The sequence below is a fragment of the Silvimonas terrae genome (genome assembly GCF_014202765.1).
Lineage (GTDB): Bacteria > Pseudomonadota > Gammaproteobacteria > Burkholderiales > Chitinibacteraceae > Silvimonas > Silvimonas terrae.
In genome coordinates this window covers 236,403-251,768 of record NZ_JACHHN010000006.1, presented here as the reverse complement: position 1 = coordinate 251,768, position 15,366 = coordinate 236,403, and the positions used below count along the sequence as shown (strand labels likewise).

The following is a 15,366-nucleotide window of genomic DNA, read 5'->3' as shown; positions in this document are numbered from 1 at the left end:
TTATAAGCAAATTTAACCGAATTCCCCCGGGCATTACAGCGCCCCCGATGGCAGCGCAGCGTTTCCGAATCTGTTCACGCTCAGGCGAGCTAGCGCAGCACAAGGCAAAAATAGCCGAAGAAGCGCAGTTTACATAGCGTAAACGAGCACTCTGAGCCTGTTTTTAACGCCGTACTGCCGATGCGCAATCGATCGTGGGCAGATTCTCAGCGCAAACGGTAAACATGCGGCGGGGTAATCAGCCACTCTACCCGAGCCTGCATCGATGGTGTCAGGTACACGCTGCCATCATTGGCCACAATCAATACATCTTTCACCCCAAAGCGGGTGGCATAACCCACGGCTTTGTCGATCCCGCCAATGAACACTGGTTTGGTCAGAGCGTCCGAAATCGCCCCCGCTTCACGAGAGGCCGGTGTAATCACCGTGGCCGCCTGCATGGTCTGGGCCGGCCAGCCGGTGCGCGGGTCAATCAGATGGCAATAACGCTTGCCATCGACCTCAAAATAACGCTCGTAGTCGCCGGAGGTGCCAATGGACTCCCCGTCGCCCAGCGTAATCACCGCCATCGCACCGGGTTTGCGCGGATGCTGCAGCCCCACTTTCCACGGTGCATCGCCCTTTTTACCCAGCGCCAGTACATTGCCGCCGATATTGATGAGCGCGTTATAGATGTGATGTTTGCGCAAGTAAGAGGCCGCACGGTCCAGTGCAAAGCCCTTGAAACCGCCCAGATCAATGTTCACCTCCGGATTGGTGCTGGAGACATTGGGGCCATCAAAACGCAGGTCATCCAGGGTGGGGTGGGCGGCAACCAAGGCCTTGATCTTGTCTGGATCGGGCAGCACGGGCGCAAATGTATCGTTGTGGAAGCCCCAGGCCGCCACGAGGTCACCAATGGCCGGATCAAATAATTGATCGGCACGTTCGGCATACCCTTTGGCTTGCTGCAAGATGCCCATCATCTCTGGATCTGCCTGGGCACTCTGACCGGCAGCAAACGCCTGATTCAGCCGGGTAATATCAGAGGGGTGCCAGGCGTGCAGCCGCGTATGCAACCGGTCCAGGTCAGCCAGTACGGCGGCCGTGGCGGCTTTGGCATCCGCCTCAGGCGTGCCATAGATGGTGATCTGCACGCTGGTGCCAAAGACAAAGCTCTCTTGCTGGTAGACCGGTGGCTTGCCACAGGCAGCCAGCAACAGCGTCGCGGTCACCCATACCCACAGGCGCAAGCGCCCAAACAGCACCGCGCGCATCAGGACAGCTTGCGTTCAAGCGCGTCAATAAACAGCGCCGCAACGTCAATGCCGGATTGGTCGGTGATTTCCTGGAAGCACGTCGGGCTGGTCACGTTGATCTCGGTGACGTTTTCGCCAATCACATCCAGCCCGACCAGGAACAAGCCCTTGGCGGCGAGTTGCGGACCCAGCGTTTCAGCAATTTCCCGGTCTTTGGCAGTCAGCGGGCGCGCCACGCCGGTGCCCCCGGCGGCCAGATTGCCGCGCGTTTCACCCGCTTTGGGGATACGTGCCAGGCACCAATCCACCGGCTTGCCATCAATGATCAGCACGCGCTTGTCGCCGTCCTTGATCGCTGGCAGATAGCGCTGCGCCATGATGGTGGCGGTTTCGTTGGCGGTGAGCATTTCAATGATCGAACCAATATTGGCGTCATCCGGCCGGATGCGGAAAATCCCCATGCCGCCCATCCCGTCCAGCGGCTTGAGGATCACATCGCCATGTTCCGCCAGAAACGCGCGGATATCGGCGGCACGTTGGGTCACCAGGGTCGGCGCGGTGAATTGCGGGTGTTTGAGGATAGCCAGTTTTTCGTTGTAATCCCGCAGTGTCTGGCCCGGGTTAAACACGCGCGCGCCTTGGGCTTCCGCCAGGGTCAGCAGATGCGTGGCATACAGATATTGCTGATCAAACGGCGGGTCTTTGCGCATCAGCACAGCGCTAAAGTCTTTGAGCGCCAGATGCTGCGGTTCGGCCAGCTCAAACCAGTGTTTGTATTCTTGTGTTGCCGTGAATGTCAGCCGTTGTGCGGCAGTTTGCACCATGCCGTTCTGCACGCGCATGTCATCGGCCAGCGTGATCCACAACTCCCAACCGCGCTTGTTGGCTTCACGCAGCATGGCATAGGTGGAATCTTTGTGGATTTTGAAACCGGCAACGGGATCAGCAATGACAAGCAGGCGTGTGGACATATCCGGCGTTCCAGACAAGTAATAACAAAGGGCAGTTCGATAGACAATGAGGCGGTTTCCCGCCTCATTGTGTCAGTACATCAGGCCGCAAATGACAGCAGCGGCTCTGGCGCAGTCGCTTCAATTTCATGCGAGGCCGCCAACAGCGCCAGCCGCGCTACCACACCGTAAGAGTAGAAGCGGTTGGGGGCACTATCCGGCGCGCCATCGCAATCTGGCGTGGTACACGGCGAGGCAAAGGCCAGTGGCTCGAAATGCATGCCAGGCGCATTCAGGTTTTCTTCCGGGCCACGGCCAGTGTGCACGCGGTAGAAACCACCGACCACAAAGCGGTCGATCATGTACACCACAGGTTCGGCCACAGCGTCGTTGATGCTTTCAAACGTCGGCACGCCTTCCTGCACGATCACATCGTGCACTTCCAGGCCTTCCTTGATGACCGACATCTTGTTGCGTTGCTTGCGATTGAGGCCAATCACCTCATCTGCCGACTTCACGCTCATGATGCCCATGCCATACGTACCGGCGTTGGCTTTGACGATCACAAACGGCTCGTGATCAATGCCATGTTCCTTGTACTTGACGCGGATTTTGGCCAGCGTGCTGTTCACCGCATCGGCCAGTTGTTCTTCGCCAGCGCGGGCGTGGAAATCCAGACCGTCGACATGGGCGAAATACGGATTGATGGTCCACGGATCAATGCCGATCAGTTTGGCAAAGTCTGCGGCCACACCGTCATAGGCGGCAAAGTGGGTGGTTTTACGGCGCACAGCCCAGCCGGCGTGCGGCGGCGGCACCACAATTTGCTCTACGCCATCCAGAATGTCTGGAATACCGGCGGAAAGATCGTTATTCAACAGCACCGCACACGGATCGAATCCAGCCAGACCCACCCGGTTGCCATTGCGTACCAGCGGCTCCAGCGTCAGCTTCTGGCCATCCGGCAGATCAAACGTCGTCGGTTCAGTGATTTCCGGGTTGAAGGTACCCAGACGCACCACCAGCCCGGCCATCTTCATGATGCGGGTCAGCGCAGCGACGTTTTGCAGGTAGAAGGTGTTGCGGGTGTGGTTTTCCGGAATCAACAGCACGCGGCGTGCATCCGGACACATGTTTTCCAGCGCCGTCATCACGGCCTGGACACCCAGCGGGTGGAATTCCGGATTGAGGTTGTTGAAGCCGCCCGGGAACAGGTTCATGTCCACGGGTGCCAGTTTGTAGCCGGCATTGCGCAAATCCACCGAGCCGTAGAACGGCGGCGTGGACTCTTGCCACTGATTGCGGAACCAGTGTTCGATTTCCGGCTGGGCCGAGAGAATGCGGCGCTCCAGATCCAGCAAGGGGCCAGACAGCGCGGTGGTGAGGTGCGGAACGGTCATGGGAGAACACTCGTCTAAAACAGCGTCAGCCAGAAATGCGGGCGGCACATCGATAATACAACCCGGATGAGGATGTTTCATCTAGTGCGTGCGTCGCGGGGTGCCAGGAAAAGTCTTGTTAGCGCCTGCGGCGCGGGGTTTGCATACCCGGAGTGCCGGGCCCACGTTACTTTCTTTGCTTCGCCAAAGAAAGTAACCAAAGAAAGGCGACCCCCGGACTTTTCCGCTCCGCGGTTCCCTCAATCAGTCGGGAGCCTGAGGTCTCCCTCCCTCAATCGGAAAAGTCCTTGAAAGGGGAGAGAAGGTCAAAAGCAACGGCAACGGCAACGGCAACGGCAACGGCCAATTCAATACGCGTTCCAATGCTTCGTCATTCCGGTCCTCGGCGGCTCCCTTGAGCCGGAATCCAGTCGCCCGCCAGCGGCGGGCTTACCCCGCCCCACCTCAAGCACCACAGCCGCCAACACTTTACAACCATCCCTTGCGCTTAAAGAACCAATAAGGTGCAATACCCGACAGCACCATCAGCACCAGCGCAAACGGGTAGCCCAGGTGCCACTGCAATTCCGGCATTTCGCCAAAATTCATGCCGTAGATACTGGCAATGACGGTCGGCGGCAGGAACACGACGGCGGCAATCGAAAATATCTTGATGATCTTGTTCTGCTGCAGGTTGATCAGCCCCATCACGGCGTCCATCAAGAAGTTGATCTTGTCGAACAAAAACGCCGTGTGGTTGTTCAGCGACTCCAGGTCTCGCAAGACTTCCCGCAGGTCTTCTTCCTGCGTTTGCTGCAATACCCGGCAACGCAGCAAGAACGAGAGTGAGCGGCGGGTATCCATCAAGTCCAGCCGCACCTTGCCGTTCAAGTCTTCCTGCGCGGCGATGTCGGCCACGGTATCGGCCATGGCAGCATCGGTCATAACCGCATTGCGGTTCAACACGCGCCGGCTGACTTTGTCGAGGTCGGCATACACCCCTTCCAGCACGTCGGCGGCGTATTCCACTGCCACATCATAAATGGACAGCAAAACGTCCTCGGCAGTTCGCACAAAATCCACCTGCATACGGGCGCGCATGCGGAACAAGCGAAAGGCGGCCAGTTCTTCGTTCCGGATGCTCAGCAGGCGGCCCTCATTCAGTAAAAAAGAGACCGTAACCACTTCTGCGCCGTCATGATGCTGATGCAAGAAGAATGAATTGAGATGAATCCCGGCCTCATCGACAAAGCAGCGGGCAGAATCCTCGATATCTTCCACCTCTTCATCGTCAAGTTTCAGGCGGAACACGTCTTGTAGCAGGGCGCGCTCGTGCTCGTTGGGCTCGACCGAGTCGATCCACACCACATCCGGGCGGAGCAAGTCTTCGGCCGATTCCACCGGCACCGGCCGCAGCCGTTTGTCTACAAAACCATAAGCGGTGAGCATGGAGTCATCCTGCAAGGGTACCGCGCGCATTATAAGAGAAGCCCGCCCACACCGCCTGGCTGGCAGTCTGGTAAATGCTCTACACTGCCAATATGCCCACGTATCAAGAACTGGCCCGCGACAGCGGCCTTGACCGCCCTGACATCTACGCCCTGTTTCACCATTTGGGCGGATACAACCGCGCGTTTCTGATCACCCACGGTGATGACGCGGCAGACCCCGCCTTTGTCGAGCGCTTTTCCATGCTGGCAGCACGGCGGCGCGCGGGTGAGCCAGTGGCCTATTTGCTGGGTGAGAAAGAGTTTTATAGCCTGACCTTCAATGTCGGCCCCGGGGTGTTGATTCCGCGACCGGACACCGAACTGCTGGTTGATCTGGCACTGGAGCGCTTGCCGCAAGGTGGCGCGGTGGTTGATCTGGGCACGGGCAGCGGCATTATTGCCATCACCTTGGCCCATGAACGCCCGGACGCGCACGTCACCGCACTGGATGTCTCTGAGGCGGCGTTACACATCGCCCGTGGCAACGCGGCCCGACTGGCACCGCAAGTGAGCGTACTCCAGAGCGACTGGTACAACGCGCTGGCCGATGAAAAGTTTGCGCTGATTGTGTCCAACCCGCCGTATATCGAACAAGACGATCCGCACCTGCAGCAAGGTGATCTGCGCTTTGAGCCCCGTTCTGCGCTCACGGACGAAGCCGACGGGCTGGTTCATATCCGGCAGATCATCAACGGTGCAGTCAGCCGCTTGTTACCCGGCGGCTGGTTGCTGTTTGAACACGGCTTTGATCAGGGTCTGGCCGCACGCGATCTGCTGGAAGCGGCAGGGTTTACCGCTGTACAAACCTGGCAGGATATTGCCGGCATGGACCGGGTCAGTGGTGGGCTTGCCCCGGCTTGAACTCAAGGCGTAAAATACCCGAGTAAATTAATCAGTTAAAGGCGCCTGGCCGCGCCGCAACACACAGCGAGTCTCCAATGAGCATCCAGGAATCCATCCGTCAGACCGTGACCGAAAACCAGGTCGTGCTGTTCATGAAAGGCACTCCGACCTTTCCGCAGTGCGGTTTTTCTTCCGCCGCCGTGAGCATTCTGAAAAACCTTGGCGCTGATTTTGTCGCCGTGAATGTGCTGGCCGACGCAGACGTACGCCAGGGCATCAAGGAATACTCCAACTGGCCGACCATTCCGCAGTTGTACATCAAGGGCGAGTTTGTGGGTGGCTCTGACATCATGCGTGAACTGTTCAGCTCGGGTGAACTGCAACAGATGCTGCAACAAGGCTGATGCGCTGGGCCGATTGACCCGTATCACGCCCAATAAAAAACCCCGCAATGCGGGGTTTTTTATTGCCTGCGCCTGGGCGCTTAGTGGTGCCAGTAGCCGCCACCACGGTAGCCCCAACCGCCGCCCCAACCCCGGTAGTAACCGTAGTTGATGGACAGCGCCGGATAGATCAGAGGGGCCGCCACCACCACGGGCGCGGTCTGATAAACCACTTGTGGCTGCTGAACCACCACGGTCTGCGGTTGATCTACATACGTGGTGGTCGCTGTTGTTACCGGCGCTTGCGGGGCGGCAGAGCCGCCATCTACGCCGATGGTGATCGGGACTTCGCGGCCCGGATCGTAAGCCATACGCGTGGTGTAGCGCTGACCGGCATATTCATACGTGACATCGTAACCGACAGTGCGTTGCTGCATGGTTTGCGTAGTGGAACAACGACGTACGTTCTGGGTAGATACCCCGGCATTCTGGTTGGCGATACTGTCACCGGCCAGTGCACCGACCACTGCGCCAGCGGCCGTCGCTGCGACATTGCCGTTGCCATGACCCACGGTATTACCCAGCAAGCCGCCAAAGATGCCGCCCAGCAACGCGCCGCCATACGTCCGTGGCTGTTGCACCTGGACTTGTTCATCCCAGCATTGTTGTTGCGGTACCGACACCTGCTGCACTACGGGCGTGGTATTGATCACGCGGCCATATTCAGCAGCCTGTGCCAGACCGGCCATGCCGGCAAAACTGATCAACAGAACGACTTTTTTCATTTTCCCACTCACTTGCAGCACGTGGCTGCATATTGTTTCCGTACGCTCATGGCGCCGGTATTGCTATTTTGTGCCCGATGCGGGGTAACGCACCAGGGTGTAGCTCACACCCCTGAATCTACGCCTTTTCAACTGCTTGGAGCAGCGGATGCGACGTCCGGTTCACGGTTTTTCGCATTCTTTACACATGAAAACCCGCAGATACAAACCGGGCATCCGGTTATGATGCAAACACCGTTCATGAGCCATTTTTGGGGTTGCAATGCCTTACTCTCTGGCCAACCAGTTGGTCGTTGCCATTTCATCGCGCGCACTGTTCGATTTTGAATCTGAAAACACGCTGTTTGAATCAGGTGATGCCTCAGCTTACAAAGCGCTCCAGCTCAAACTGCTGGACCAACCGGCCAACCCCGGCGTGGCCTACGCACTGGTACAGAAGCTGCTGGCCTTGAACGATGGCAACACCCACCGCGTCGAAGTCGTCATCCTCTCGCGCAATGACCCGGTCAGCGGATTACGGGCGTTTCGTTCTGCCGAACACCACGGGCTAACCCTGGAACGCGGCGTATTCACGCAGGGCCGTCCCCCCTTCAAGTATCTGAACGCACTGCACGCCAACCTGTTCTTGTCGATGAACGAAGCCGATGTGCGCGACGCGCTGGCCGCGGGCTTTCCTGCCGCCCGGGTGTACCCGCAATCCGTGCATGCAGCGGGTCGTCACCCCACTGAAATCCGCATTGCGTTTGATGGCGACGCCGTATTGTTCTCAGATGAGGCCGAGCGCATTTACCAGCAAGGCGGTCTCTCGGAATTTCAGCGGCACGAACGCACCCATGTCACCCGGCCATTACCGCCCGGCCCGTTCAAGCCCCTGCTTGAGGCCCTGCACCGTCTACAACGCGCTGACGCGCCGGTACGTTTACGCACGGCGCTGGTCACCGCCCGCAGCGCACCAGCGCATGAACGCGCCATCCGCACTTTGATGGACTGGCAAATTGAGGTCGATGAAGCCATGTTTCTGGGCGGACTGGAAAAAGGCCCGTTCCTGCGCGAATTTGAACCGGACTTCTTCTTTGACGACCAAACCGGCCATTGCCTGTCTGGCGCCCTGGCGGTCCCAACCGGGCAAGTAGTCGCCGGAATCGCCAACGGGGGCTGACCGCCCAAAAATCGGGCGTTTGGGGATGCACCTCACGCAAAACGCCCCCATAAAGAACGCCACTTCCGCACAACGCATTAATTCGGTGCATTGTTTGTTTATGGCAAGCAGAGCGTGAACCATTTTGGTTCAGAAAATGCACTGGATTATCCCTGTACATCAGAAATACCCCAACCAATCAAGACCATATACAACTGGCACACAGATTGCTTTTGGTGCACACCAATAAAAGTGCGCCACATTGAGGCGCGCACTGCCCGACTCTGTGGAGCTTTTTGTGAATCAATTTCCTGCCAGTAGCGACGTGCTGTTCATTCTGCTCGGCGCCATCATGATTCTTGCCATGCACGCCGGCTTTGCCTTTCTGGAACTGGGCACCGTACGCCAGAAGAATCAGGTCAATGCGCTCGTCAAAATCCTGACCGACTTTGCGGTATCCGCCATTGCGTATTTCTTCATCGGCTACGGCATTGCCTATGGCGTGCATTTTCTGGTGCCGGTGCATGAACTGAATGTCGGCCAGGGCTACGGTCTGGTGCGGTTTTTCTTCTTGCTGACTTTTGCGGCCGCCATCCCCGCCATTATCTCCGGCGGGATTGCCGAGCGCGCCCGGTTTCATCCGCAATCGGCGGCCACCTTCTTGCTGGTCGGCTTTGTTTACCCGTTTTTTGAAGGGATGATGTGGAACGGCAACTACGGCGTGCAGCACTGGCTACAGACCCATTTTGGTGCACAGTTCCATGACTTTGCCGGTTCAGTAGTGGTCCACGCTGTGGGCGGCTGGATCGCCCTGCCTGCCGTGTTGTTGCTGGGTGCCCGCAAAGGCCGTTACCGCAAGGATGGTGGTATCAGCGCGCACCCGCCTTCATCCATCCCGTTCCTGGCTTTGGGCGCGTGGATTCTGATTGTGGGCTGGTTTGGTTTTAACGTGATGAGCGCGCAGCGTATTGCTGGCATCTCTGGCCTTGTGGCGATGAATTCGCTGATGGCCATGGTCGGCGGCACGCTGGCCGCCATGTTTGTCGGCAAGAATGACCCGGGCTTTATCCACAATGGTCCGCTGGCCGGTCTGGTGGCCGTCTGTGCCGGCAGCGACGTCATGCATCCACTGGGTAGTCTGGTGGTCGGTGCAATGGCTGGCGGCATGTTTGTCTACCTGTTCACCATCACGCAAAACCGCTGGAAGATCGACGACGTGCTGGGCGTATGGCCCCTGCACGGGCTGTGCGGCACCTGGGGCGGTATTGCAGCCGGCATTTTCGGCCAGACCTGGCTGGGCGGCGCGGGTGGCGTGAGTCTGATCAGCCAGTTGATCGGCACGCTCATGGGCATCGCCATTGCCTTTGCCGGCGGCTTCCTGGTCTACGGCGCGCTGAAAAAAACCGTCGGCCTGCGCCTGACGGAAGAAGAGGAATACAACGGCGCGGATTTGTCGATTCACTACATCTCTGCCACGCCAGAGCGGGAAAGCCACTGGTAACGGTGACACGTGCCATCCAGTTTTCCAGTTCAAAAAGGAGCCCTGTGGCTCCTTTTTTGTGGGCAGTATCCTGGAGTTGGGCATTCTTACATTTGAAATATGAGCAACCGCCAGCATCTAGTGGTTTCCAATTTTCAGGAAACCTCCGCTGTGTCCGATACCCAAAACTCCAAAGATCTGATTTCCCATCTGCAATGGCGTTATGCCACCAAGAAGATGGACCCCACCCGCGCACTGCCGGCTGACAAGCTGGAGCGCATTCTGGAAGCCACGCGCCTGGCGCCGACGTCCAGCGGCTTGCAGCCGTATGAAATACTGGTGGTGAACAACAAGGAAATCCGGGAAAAGATCAAGGCGATTGCCTGGAACCAGGGTCAGGTAACAGATGCCAGCACGCTGCTGGTGTTTGCGGCGTGGGATAACTACACCACCGAGCGCATCAACACGATGTTTGACCTGGTGAACGATGTACGCGGTTTTACCAATGAAGGTTGGGAAAACTACCGCAAGATGCTGCTGGATACCTATCCGCAGCGTAGTGCGGAGGTCAATTTCCAGCATGCGGCGCGCCAGGCTTATATTGGTCTGTCCGTTGCGCTGGTCGCCGCCGCGTATGAAGAAGTGGATAGCACGCCAATGGAAGGTTTTGATCCGGCCGCGCTGGATGAAATCCTGGGCCTGAAAGCACGCGGGCTGCGCAGTGTGGCGCTGTTGCCAGTGGGCTACCGCGACGCGTCGGGTGACTGGCTGGTTAATCTGCCCAAGGTGCGCCGCGCCCGTGATGCGTTTATCAGCCAGGTGGATTGATCTGTTCGATACCCTCGCCTGCGCGCGGGTCGGTTAACCGGCCGCCGCCCAGAGAAAACGCCGTCTTTTATAGACGGCGTTTTTTGTATCCGGCAGGTTTAATCCGGCAAGGGTAGCGCCAGGGTTTCTTTGACTTCTTCCATGACCACATAACTGCGGGATTCTGCGGCGCTGGGTAGCCGCAAGAGGATGTCGCCCAGCAAGCGCCGGTAATGGCTCATATCGGGCAGGCGGGCTTTGAGCAGGTAGTCAAAATCCCCAGAGATCAGGTGGCATTCCAGTACCTCTGGAATGGTGGCGACGGAGCGGCGAAAGTCGTCGAACACTTCGCCCGATTTGCGGCCGAGTTTGAGTTCTACAAACACCAGTAGCGGCGCTTCCAGCAATTGCGGGTTTAGCCGGGCGTGGTAACCGGTGATGACGTTGGTCTCTTCCAGCCGCTTTACCCGTTCGGCGCAGGGCGTGGCGGTGAGGCCGACGCGCTCGGCCAGTTCGGTGATCGGCATGCGGGCATTGGCCTGTAGTAGCCGCAAAATCTTGTAATCCACGCGGTCCAGAGACCGTCCCGCCTGATAACGCGTGCGCATACCAATGTAGTCCCTGTTTTTTACCTCAAATATGGAGAATATCACTCCATAAGGCTTTTTATACTCGGCTTATTCTCCAACGATATGACATACAACAGTGTGTCAAAAAACCACTGGGTCGAGCGATGAAAGCAATTGTGATTGGTGCGGGTGTCGTCGGTGTCACCACCGCGTATTACCTCAAGGCAGCGGGTTGCGACGTAACGGTGCTGGAGCGGTTGTCGGGCCCGGCAGATGAAACCAGTTTTGGTAACGCCGGCCAGGTGTCGCCGGGTTACGCAGCGCCGTGGGCGGCGCCGGGGATTCCGTGGAAAGCCGTGAAGTGGCTGCTGCATCCGGAACACGCGCCGCTGCGCATCCGCCCGGATGGCTCTTTCTTCCAGTTGGCCTGGATGGCACGCATGGTCGCCAACTGTACCGAGACCGCCTACGCCCGCAACAAGAACCGCATGGTGCCGCTGGCTGAATACAGCCGGGATTGCCTGCGTCAGTTGCGCAAAGACCTGGGGCTGCATTACGAAGAACGCTCGCTGGGCACATTGCAAATCTTCCGCAATGACAAGCAATTGGCCGCTGGCAAGCGGGATGCCGGCTTGCTGGATCAAATGAACGTCGCCAACCGCGTGCTCGACCAGGACAGCTTGCTGGAGGTTGAACCCGCACTCAAGGCCGTCGCCCACAAGCTCACCGGCGCGTTGCAATTGCCCAATGACGAAACGGGTGACTGCAAACTGTTTACCGAACGCCTGACCGCCATTTGCCTGGAGATGGGCGTGAAGTTCCGCTTTGGCGTTTCGGTAGAGGCACTGGTCGCCAACAAGGGCCGCATCGATGCCGTAGAGCTGGCCGGTGGCGAATCTGTGGTGGCCGATGCCGTGGTGCTGGCCGCCGGTTGTGCCTCCCGCGCGCTGGCGTTGCCGCTGGGGCTGGATTTGCCGGTGTATCCGGTCAAGGGTTATTCCATTACCGTGCCGTTGACCAACCCGGATGGCGCGCCGCGTTCCACCGTGCTGGATGAAACCTACAAGATTGCGCTGACCCGCTTTGATAATCGCCTGCGGGTGGGTGGGATGGCAGAAGTGGCCGGGTTCGACAAGCGGATCGACCCGACCCGCATTGAAACCCTCAATATGGTCACCAACGACCTGTTCCCGCACGCCGGGGATGTCCGCCAGGCCACGCAGTGGACCGGCCTGCGCCCGATGACGCCAGACGGCACGCCGATTGTGGGCGCGACCCCGTATGAGAACCTGTTTACCAACACGGGGCACGGCACGCTGGGCTGGACCATGTCTTGCGGTAGCGCGCGCGTGATTGCCGACGCTGTCCTGGGCCGCCGCGCGGAGATCGACTCCCGCGAGTTGGGCATGGCGCGTTATGACAAACGCAATGCCCGTATTCACAACGGCAACCCGGCGCAGGGTCAGATAAAATGGGCTGATTGATCTTCATCAATCAACCCGCGAACAAAGCCCGCCATGAGTTATCTACGCCAGTTTCCGACCACGCGCATGCGCCGTATGCGTCGTGATGATTTCTCCCGCCGCCTGATGCGTGAAAACGTACTTATGCCCAGCGATCTGATCCTGCCCGTGTTTGTGCATGAAGGCGAGAACCGGGAAGAAATCATCGCGTCCATGCCGGGCGTGAAGCGTCAATCGATCGACCTGTTGCTCAAAACCGCCAAAGAGGCGGTAGAACTGGGCGTGCCGGCGCTGGCGTTGTTCCCGTCGATTGATCCATCGCTCAAGACGGAAGGCGCGGAAGAAGCGTGGAACCCGGATGGTCTGGTTCCGCGAACTGTGCGCGCGCTCAAGCAGGCGTTTCCGCAACTGGGCGTCATCACCGATATTGCGCTGGACCCCTACACCAGCCACGGTCAGGATGGCCTGATTGATGGCGACGGTTATGTGCTCAACGAAGAAACCGTGGTGGCGCTGATCAAGCAAGCCTTGTGTCACGCCGATGCCGGCGTGGATATCGTGGCCCCCAGCGACATGATGGATGGGCGCATTGGTTCTGTGCGCGCCGCGCTGGATGACAACGGTCATGAAATGACCCGCATCCTGGCGTATTCGGCCAAGTATGCTTCCGCCTTTTACGGCCCGTTCCGTGATGCCGTGGGTTCTGCGGCCACCCTGGGTAAGGGCAACAAGTTCCAGTATCAGATGGACCCGGCCAATTCAGACGAAGCGCTGCATGAAGTGGCCATGGATCTGACCGAGGGCGCGGACATGGTCATGGTCAAGCCAGGCATGCCGTATCTGGACATTGTGCGCCGGGTAAAAGAAGAGTTCGGCGTGCCGACCTTTGTCTACCAGGTGTCTGGCGAATACGCCATGCTGCAGGCCGCCATCCGCAACGGCTGGCTGGATGAAAAGAAAGTGGTGCTGGAATCTTTGCTGGCGTTCAAGCGTGCTGGTGCAGATGCCATCCTGACTTATTACGCGCTGGATGCGGCGCGCTGGCTTAAAGGCCAGGTCTGATCACTTTGGTGATCCTCATGAAAAAGCCCGCCATCCGGCGGGCTTTTTGTTACGGGTTGCCTGCGACACGGTAAGCCGGCGAGGGTGCGCTATCGCTCAGGGCAGACCAGGCAAAGGCGCTGCCACACAGCACCAATAGCAGCACAAAATGGGCGGCTCTCATGCGTATCCTTTTCATTGCAACAAACTGATCTGCATCAGATTCCCTTACCCCGTACCCGGTTCAACCCGCGTAAATAATCACCAGCGACGGCCCGGCCCCGTAAATAAAGGGGCGGCGTAAACCGACGGCGTCAGTTAAAGTGGTGATCATCACTTGCGTTTGTTATCCCCCTCAATGAGTAGCAGCTTGATGCTGGTTGTGCTGGCCGTGGCACTGGTGTTGTTGAACGGTTTTTTTGTGGCCGCCGAGTTTGGTCTGGTGAAACTGCGGCAAACCCAGGTCAAGGCCATGGCCCGCATGTACGGTTTGCGCGGGCGTATTCTGGCCAAAACCCACGCAGATCTGGATGCCTATCTGTCGGCCTGCCAGTTGGGCATTACGCTGGCCTCGCTGGGTCTTGGCTGGGTGGGTGAACCCGCGTTTGCCCATTTGATCGAGCCGGTGATGGGCTGGATCGGCGTGACCAATCCCGAGATCATCAGCGGCGTGTCTTTCGCCGTCGCGTTTTTCACCATTTCATTTTTGCACATCGTGGTGGGTGAACTCGCACCCAAATCGATGGCCATCCGCCGTTCCGCCACCATTGGCCTGTGGACCGCGCCGCCGCTGTACGCGTTCTACTGGCTGATGTACCCGGCCATCTGGCTGCTGAACGCCAGCGCCTCCCTGGTGCTCAAGTGGGTGGGTTTGTCCGTGGCGCATGACCACGAAGGGGATTACTCCGCCGACGAGATCAAACTGATCATGCGCACCAGCAAGCCGGAAGCCGGGTTCTCCCGCAAGGCCTGGCGCACGCTGGCGCAGTCGCTGGATTTCCCCACGCTGGACGTGGCAGACCTGATGCATCCGTTTACCGAGGCCGTGGTGCTGGATGCCCGCAATAGCCTGGACGAGAACCTGGACATCATTGCGCGCAATCGCTACAGCCGGTATCCGTATCTGGATGCCAGCGGCGACGTGAAAGGCGTGATCCACTTGAAGGATATTTTCCTGGCCAGCAGGCACGGCCGGCTGGAGGACTCCCTCGACAGTCTGGTGCGCAATACCGAAACCATCCTGCCCACCCTGCCCGCCCGCACCTTGCTGGAGCGAATGCGCAGTGGCTCTCCGCACTTTGCCGTAGTGGCCTGGGCCGATGGCGAAGGCGACCCGGTCGGCTTCATCACCATGGATAACCTCCTGAGTGCGATGGTGGGCGAAATCCGCGATGAATTCCGCCAGAACCAGGATGACTGGACCCAGATGGACGACGGCTCACTGATCGGCAAAGGCACCTTGCCGGTGGTGACGCTGGAACGCGCGCTGGGCATCGACATTGACGTAGACGGCGCCGATACCGTGGGTGGCCTGGTGCAATTGCAAACCGGCCGCGTGCCGGAAGAAGGCGAGCGGATCGAGTTTGACCGCTTCAGCGTGGTGATCAAGAAAATGCGCGGACCACGGATTGTGCTGGTGCGGATTTATCCGCGGGCGGAAGCGGTGGCGGCGGGGTAATCCGGACCCGTAGCCCGGATGAAGCCGAAGGCGAGAATCCGGGGTTGCGCCGTTTGCAAACTCCTTGCCGGCTTGGTCCCCCCGGATTCCCGCTTCGCTTCATCCGGGCTACATCCGGAAGG

At 58.7% G+C, this 15,366-nt stretch carries 14 protein-coding genes; 8 read left to right on the top strand and 6 right to left on the bottom strand.

The genetic code is table 11. The features are described from left to right. Positions 1–206: 206 nt before the first annotated feature. The 4 genes from HNQ50_RS15485 to corA form a co-directional block, all read right to left on the bottom strand. Positions 207–1,256 (bottom strand): FAD:protein FMN transferase, encoded by a 1,050-nt coding sequence (locus HNQ50_RS15485; protein ID WP_184102099.1) that lies wholly within the window; start codon positions 1,254–1,256, stop codon positions 207–209. Continuing rightward, a complete protein-coding gene (gshB, locus tag HNQ50_RS15480; protein ID WP_184102098.1) occupies positions 1,256–2,209 on the bottom strand; it encodes a glutathione synthase in 954 nt (317 codons plus the stop codon). The genes HNQ50_RS15485 and gshB overlap by 1 nt, the downstream gene beginning before the upstream one ends. Before the next feature lie 80 nt (positions 2,210–2,289). Further along, positions 2,290–3,588 (bottom strand): glutamate--cysteine ligase, encoded by a 1,299-nt coding sequence (gene gshA / locus HNQ50_RS15475; RefSeq protein ID WP_184102097.1) that lies wholly within the window; start codon positions 3,586–3,588, stop codon positions 2,290–2,292. A 468-nt stretch (positions 3,589–4,056) separates the two neighbouring features. Then, the gene (gene corA / locus HNQ50_RS15470; RefSeq protein WP_184102096.1) at positions 4,057–5,016 is read right to left on the bottom strand and encodes a magnesium/cobalt transporter CorA; all 960 of its coding nucleotides are present in this window, start codon (positions 5,014–5,016) and stop codon (positions 4,057–4,059) included. A gap of 74 nt (positions 5,017–5,090) precedes the next feature. Here corA and prmC point away from each other — a divergent pair, with 74 nt between their 5' ends. Then, positions 5,091–5,918: a peptide chain release factor N(5)-glutamine methyltransferase gene (gene prmC, locus HNQ50_RS15465; protein ID WP_184102095.1), complete on the top strand. Its 828-nt coding sequence runs from the start codon at positions 5,091–5,093 to the stop codon at positions 5,916–5,918. Between the two features lie 77 nt (positions 5,919–5,995). Further along, positions 5,996–6,304, top strand: coding sequence for a Grx4 family monothiol glutaredoxin (gene grxD, locus HNQ50_RS15460; protein ID WP_184102094.1), 309 nt, complete (start codon positions 5,996–5,998; stop codon positions 6,302–6,304). Between the two features lie 80 nt (positions 6,305–6,384). Here the strand turns inward: grxD and HNQ50_RS15455 are convergent, their stop codons facing one another. Then, positions 6,385–7,068: a glycine zipper 2TM domain-containing protein gene (locus HNQ50_RS15455; RefSeq protein ID WP_184102093.1), complete on the bottom strand. Its 684-nt coding sequence runs from the start codon at positions 7,066–7,068 to the stop codon at positions 6,385–6,387. A 262-nt stretch (positions 7,069–7,330) separates the two neighbouring features. Here HNQ50_RS15455 and HNQ50_RS15450 point away from each other — a divergent pair, with 262 nt between their 5' ends. The 3 genes from HNQ50_RS15450 (at position 7,331) to HNQ50_RS15440 (ending at position 10,514) form a co-directional block, all read left to right on the top strand. Further along, positions 7,331–8,227 carry a 5'-nucleotidase gene (locus HNQ50_RS15450; protein WP_184102092.1) on the top strand — a complete coding sequence of 299 codons (897 nt, stop codon included), beginning with the start codon at positions 7,331–7,333 and terminating at the stop codon, positions 8,225–8,227. A gap of 277 nt (positions 8,228–8,504) precedes the next feature. Continuing rightward, entirely contained in the window at positions 8,505–9,707 is a 1,203-nt protein-coding gene (locus tag HNQ50_RS15445; protein ID WP_308419169.1) for an ammonium transporter, read from the top strand. Positions 9,708–9,857: 150 nt separating this feature from the next. Continuing rightward, the gene (locus HNQ50_RS15440; protein WP_308419168.1) at positions 9,858–10,514 is read left to right on the top strand and encodes an NAD(P)H-dependent oxidoreductase; all 657 of its coding nucleotides are present in this window, start codon (positions 9,858–9,860) and stop codon (positions 10,512–10,514) included. Positions 10,515–10,612: 98 nt separating this feature from the next. On the opposite strand, the gene HNQ50_RS15435 is transcribed toward HNQ50_RS15440, so the two are convergent. Beyond that, positions 10,613–11,101: an Lrp/AsnC ligand binding domain-containing protein gene (locus tag HNQ50_RS15435; protein ID WP_184102090.1), complete on the bottom strand. Its 489-nt coding sequence runs from the start codon at positions 11,099–11,101 to the stop codon at positions 10,613–10,615. Positions 11,102–11,226: 125 nt separating this feature from the next. On the opposite strand from HNQ50_RS15435, the gene HNQ50_RS15430 reads away from it, so the two are divergent. The 3 genes from HNQ50_RS15430 to HNQ50_RS15420 all read left to right on the top strand — a co-directional run bounded on the left by HNQ50_RS15430 (position 11,227) and on the right by HNQ50_RS15420 (position 15,244). Beyond that, on the top strand, positions 11,227–12,546 hold the full coding sequence (locus HNQ50_RS15430; RefSeq protein ID WP_184102089.1) for a D-amino acid dehydrogenase: 1,320 nt from the start codon (positions 11,227–11,229) through the stop codon (positions 12,544–12,546). Between the two features lie 33 nt (positions 12,547–12,579). Beyond that, positions 12,580–13,587, top strand: coding sequence for a porphobilinogen synthase (gene hemB / locus HNQ50_RS15425; protein WP_184102088.1), 1,008 nt, complete (start codon positions 12,580–12,582; stop codon positions 13,585–13,587). A gap of 337 nt (positions 13,588–13,924) precedes the next feature. Continuing rightward, entirely contained in the window at positions 13,925–15,244 is a 1,320-nt protein-coding gene (locus tag HNQ50_RS15420) for a hemolysin family protein (protein WP_184102087.1), read from the top strand. Positions 15,245–15,366 lie beyond the last annotated feature (122 nt).

What these genes read in the sequence shown, in the direction of transcription:
- HNQ50_RS15450 (WP_184102092.1), top strand. Translation starts at nt 7,331, where the DNA reads ATGCCTTACTCTCTGGCCAACCAGTTGGTCGTTGCCATTTCATCGCGC.
- gshB (WP_184102098.1), bottom strand. Translation starts at nt 2,209, where the DNA reads ATGTCCACACGCCTGCTTGTCATTGCTGATCCCGTTGCCGGTTTCAAA.
- HNQ50_RS15485 (WP_184102099.1), bottom strand. Translation starts at nt 1,256, where the DNA reads ATGCGCGCGGTGCTGTTTGGGCGCTTGCGCCTGTGGGTATGGGTGACC.
- HNQ50_RS15420 (WP_184102087.1), top strand. Translation starts at nt 13,925, where the DNA reads ATGAGTAGCAGCTTGATGCTGGTTGTGCTGGCCGTGGCACTGGTGTTG.
- HNQ50_RS15435 (WP_184102090.1), bottom strand. Translation starts at nt 11,101, where the DNA reads ATGCGCACGCGTTATCAGGCGGGACGGTCTCTGGACCGCGTGGATTAC.
- grxD (WP_184102094.1), top strand. Translation starts at nt 5,996, where the DNA reads ATGAGCATCCAGGAATCCATCCGTCAGACCGTGACCGAAAACCAGGTC.
- HNQ50_RS15430 (WP_184102089.1), top strand. Translation starts at nt 11,227, where the DNA reads ATGAAAGCAATTGTGATTGGTGCGGGTGTCGTCGGTGTCACCACCGCG.
- corA (WP_184102096.1), bottom strand. Translation starts at nt 5,016, where the DNA reads ATGCTCACCGCTTATGGTTTTGTAGACAAACGGCTGCGGCCGGTGCCG.
- gshA (WP_184102097.1), bottom strand. Translation starts at nt 3,588, where the DNA reads ATGACCGTTCCGCACCTCACCACCGCGCTGTCTGGCCCCTTGCTGGAT.
- prmC (WP_184102095.1), top strand. Translation starts at nt 5,091, where the DNA reads ATGCTCTACACTGCCAATATGCCCACGTATCAAGAACTGGCCCGCGAC.
- HNQ50_RS15455 (WP_184102093.1), bottom strand. Translation starts at nt 7,068, where the DNA reads ATGAAAAAAGTCGTTCTGTTGATCAGTTTTGCCGGCATGGCCGGTCTG.
- hemB (WP_184102088.1), top strand. Translation starts at nt 12,580, where the DNA reads ATGAGTTATCTACGCCAGTTTCCGACCACGCGCATGCGCCGTATGCGT.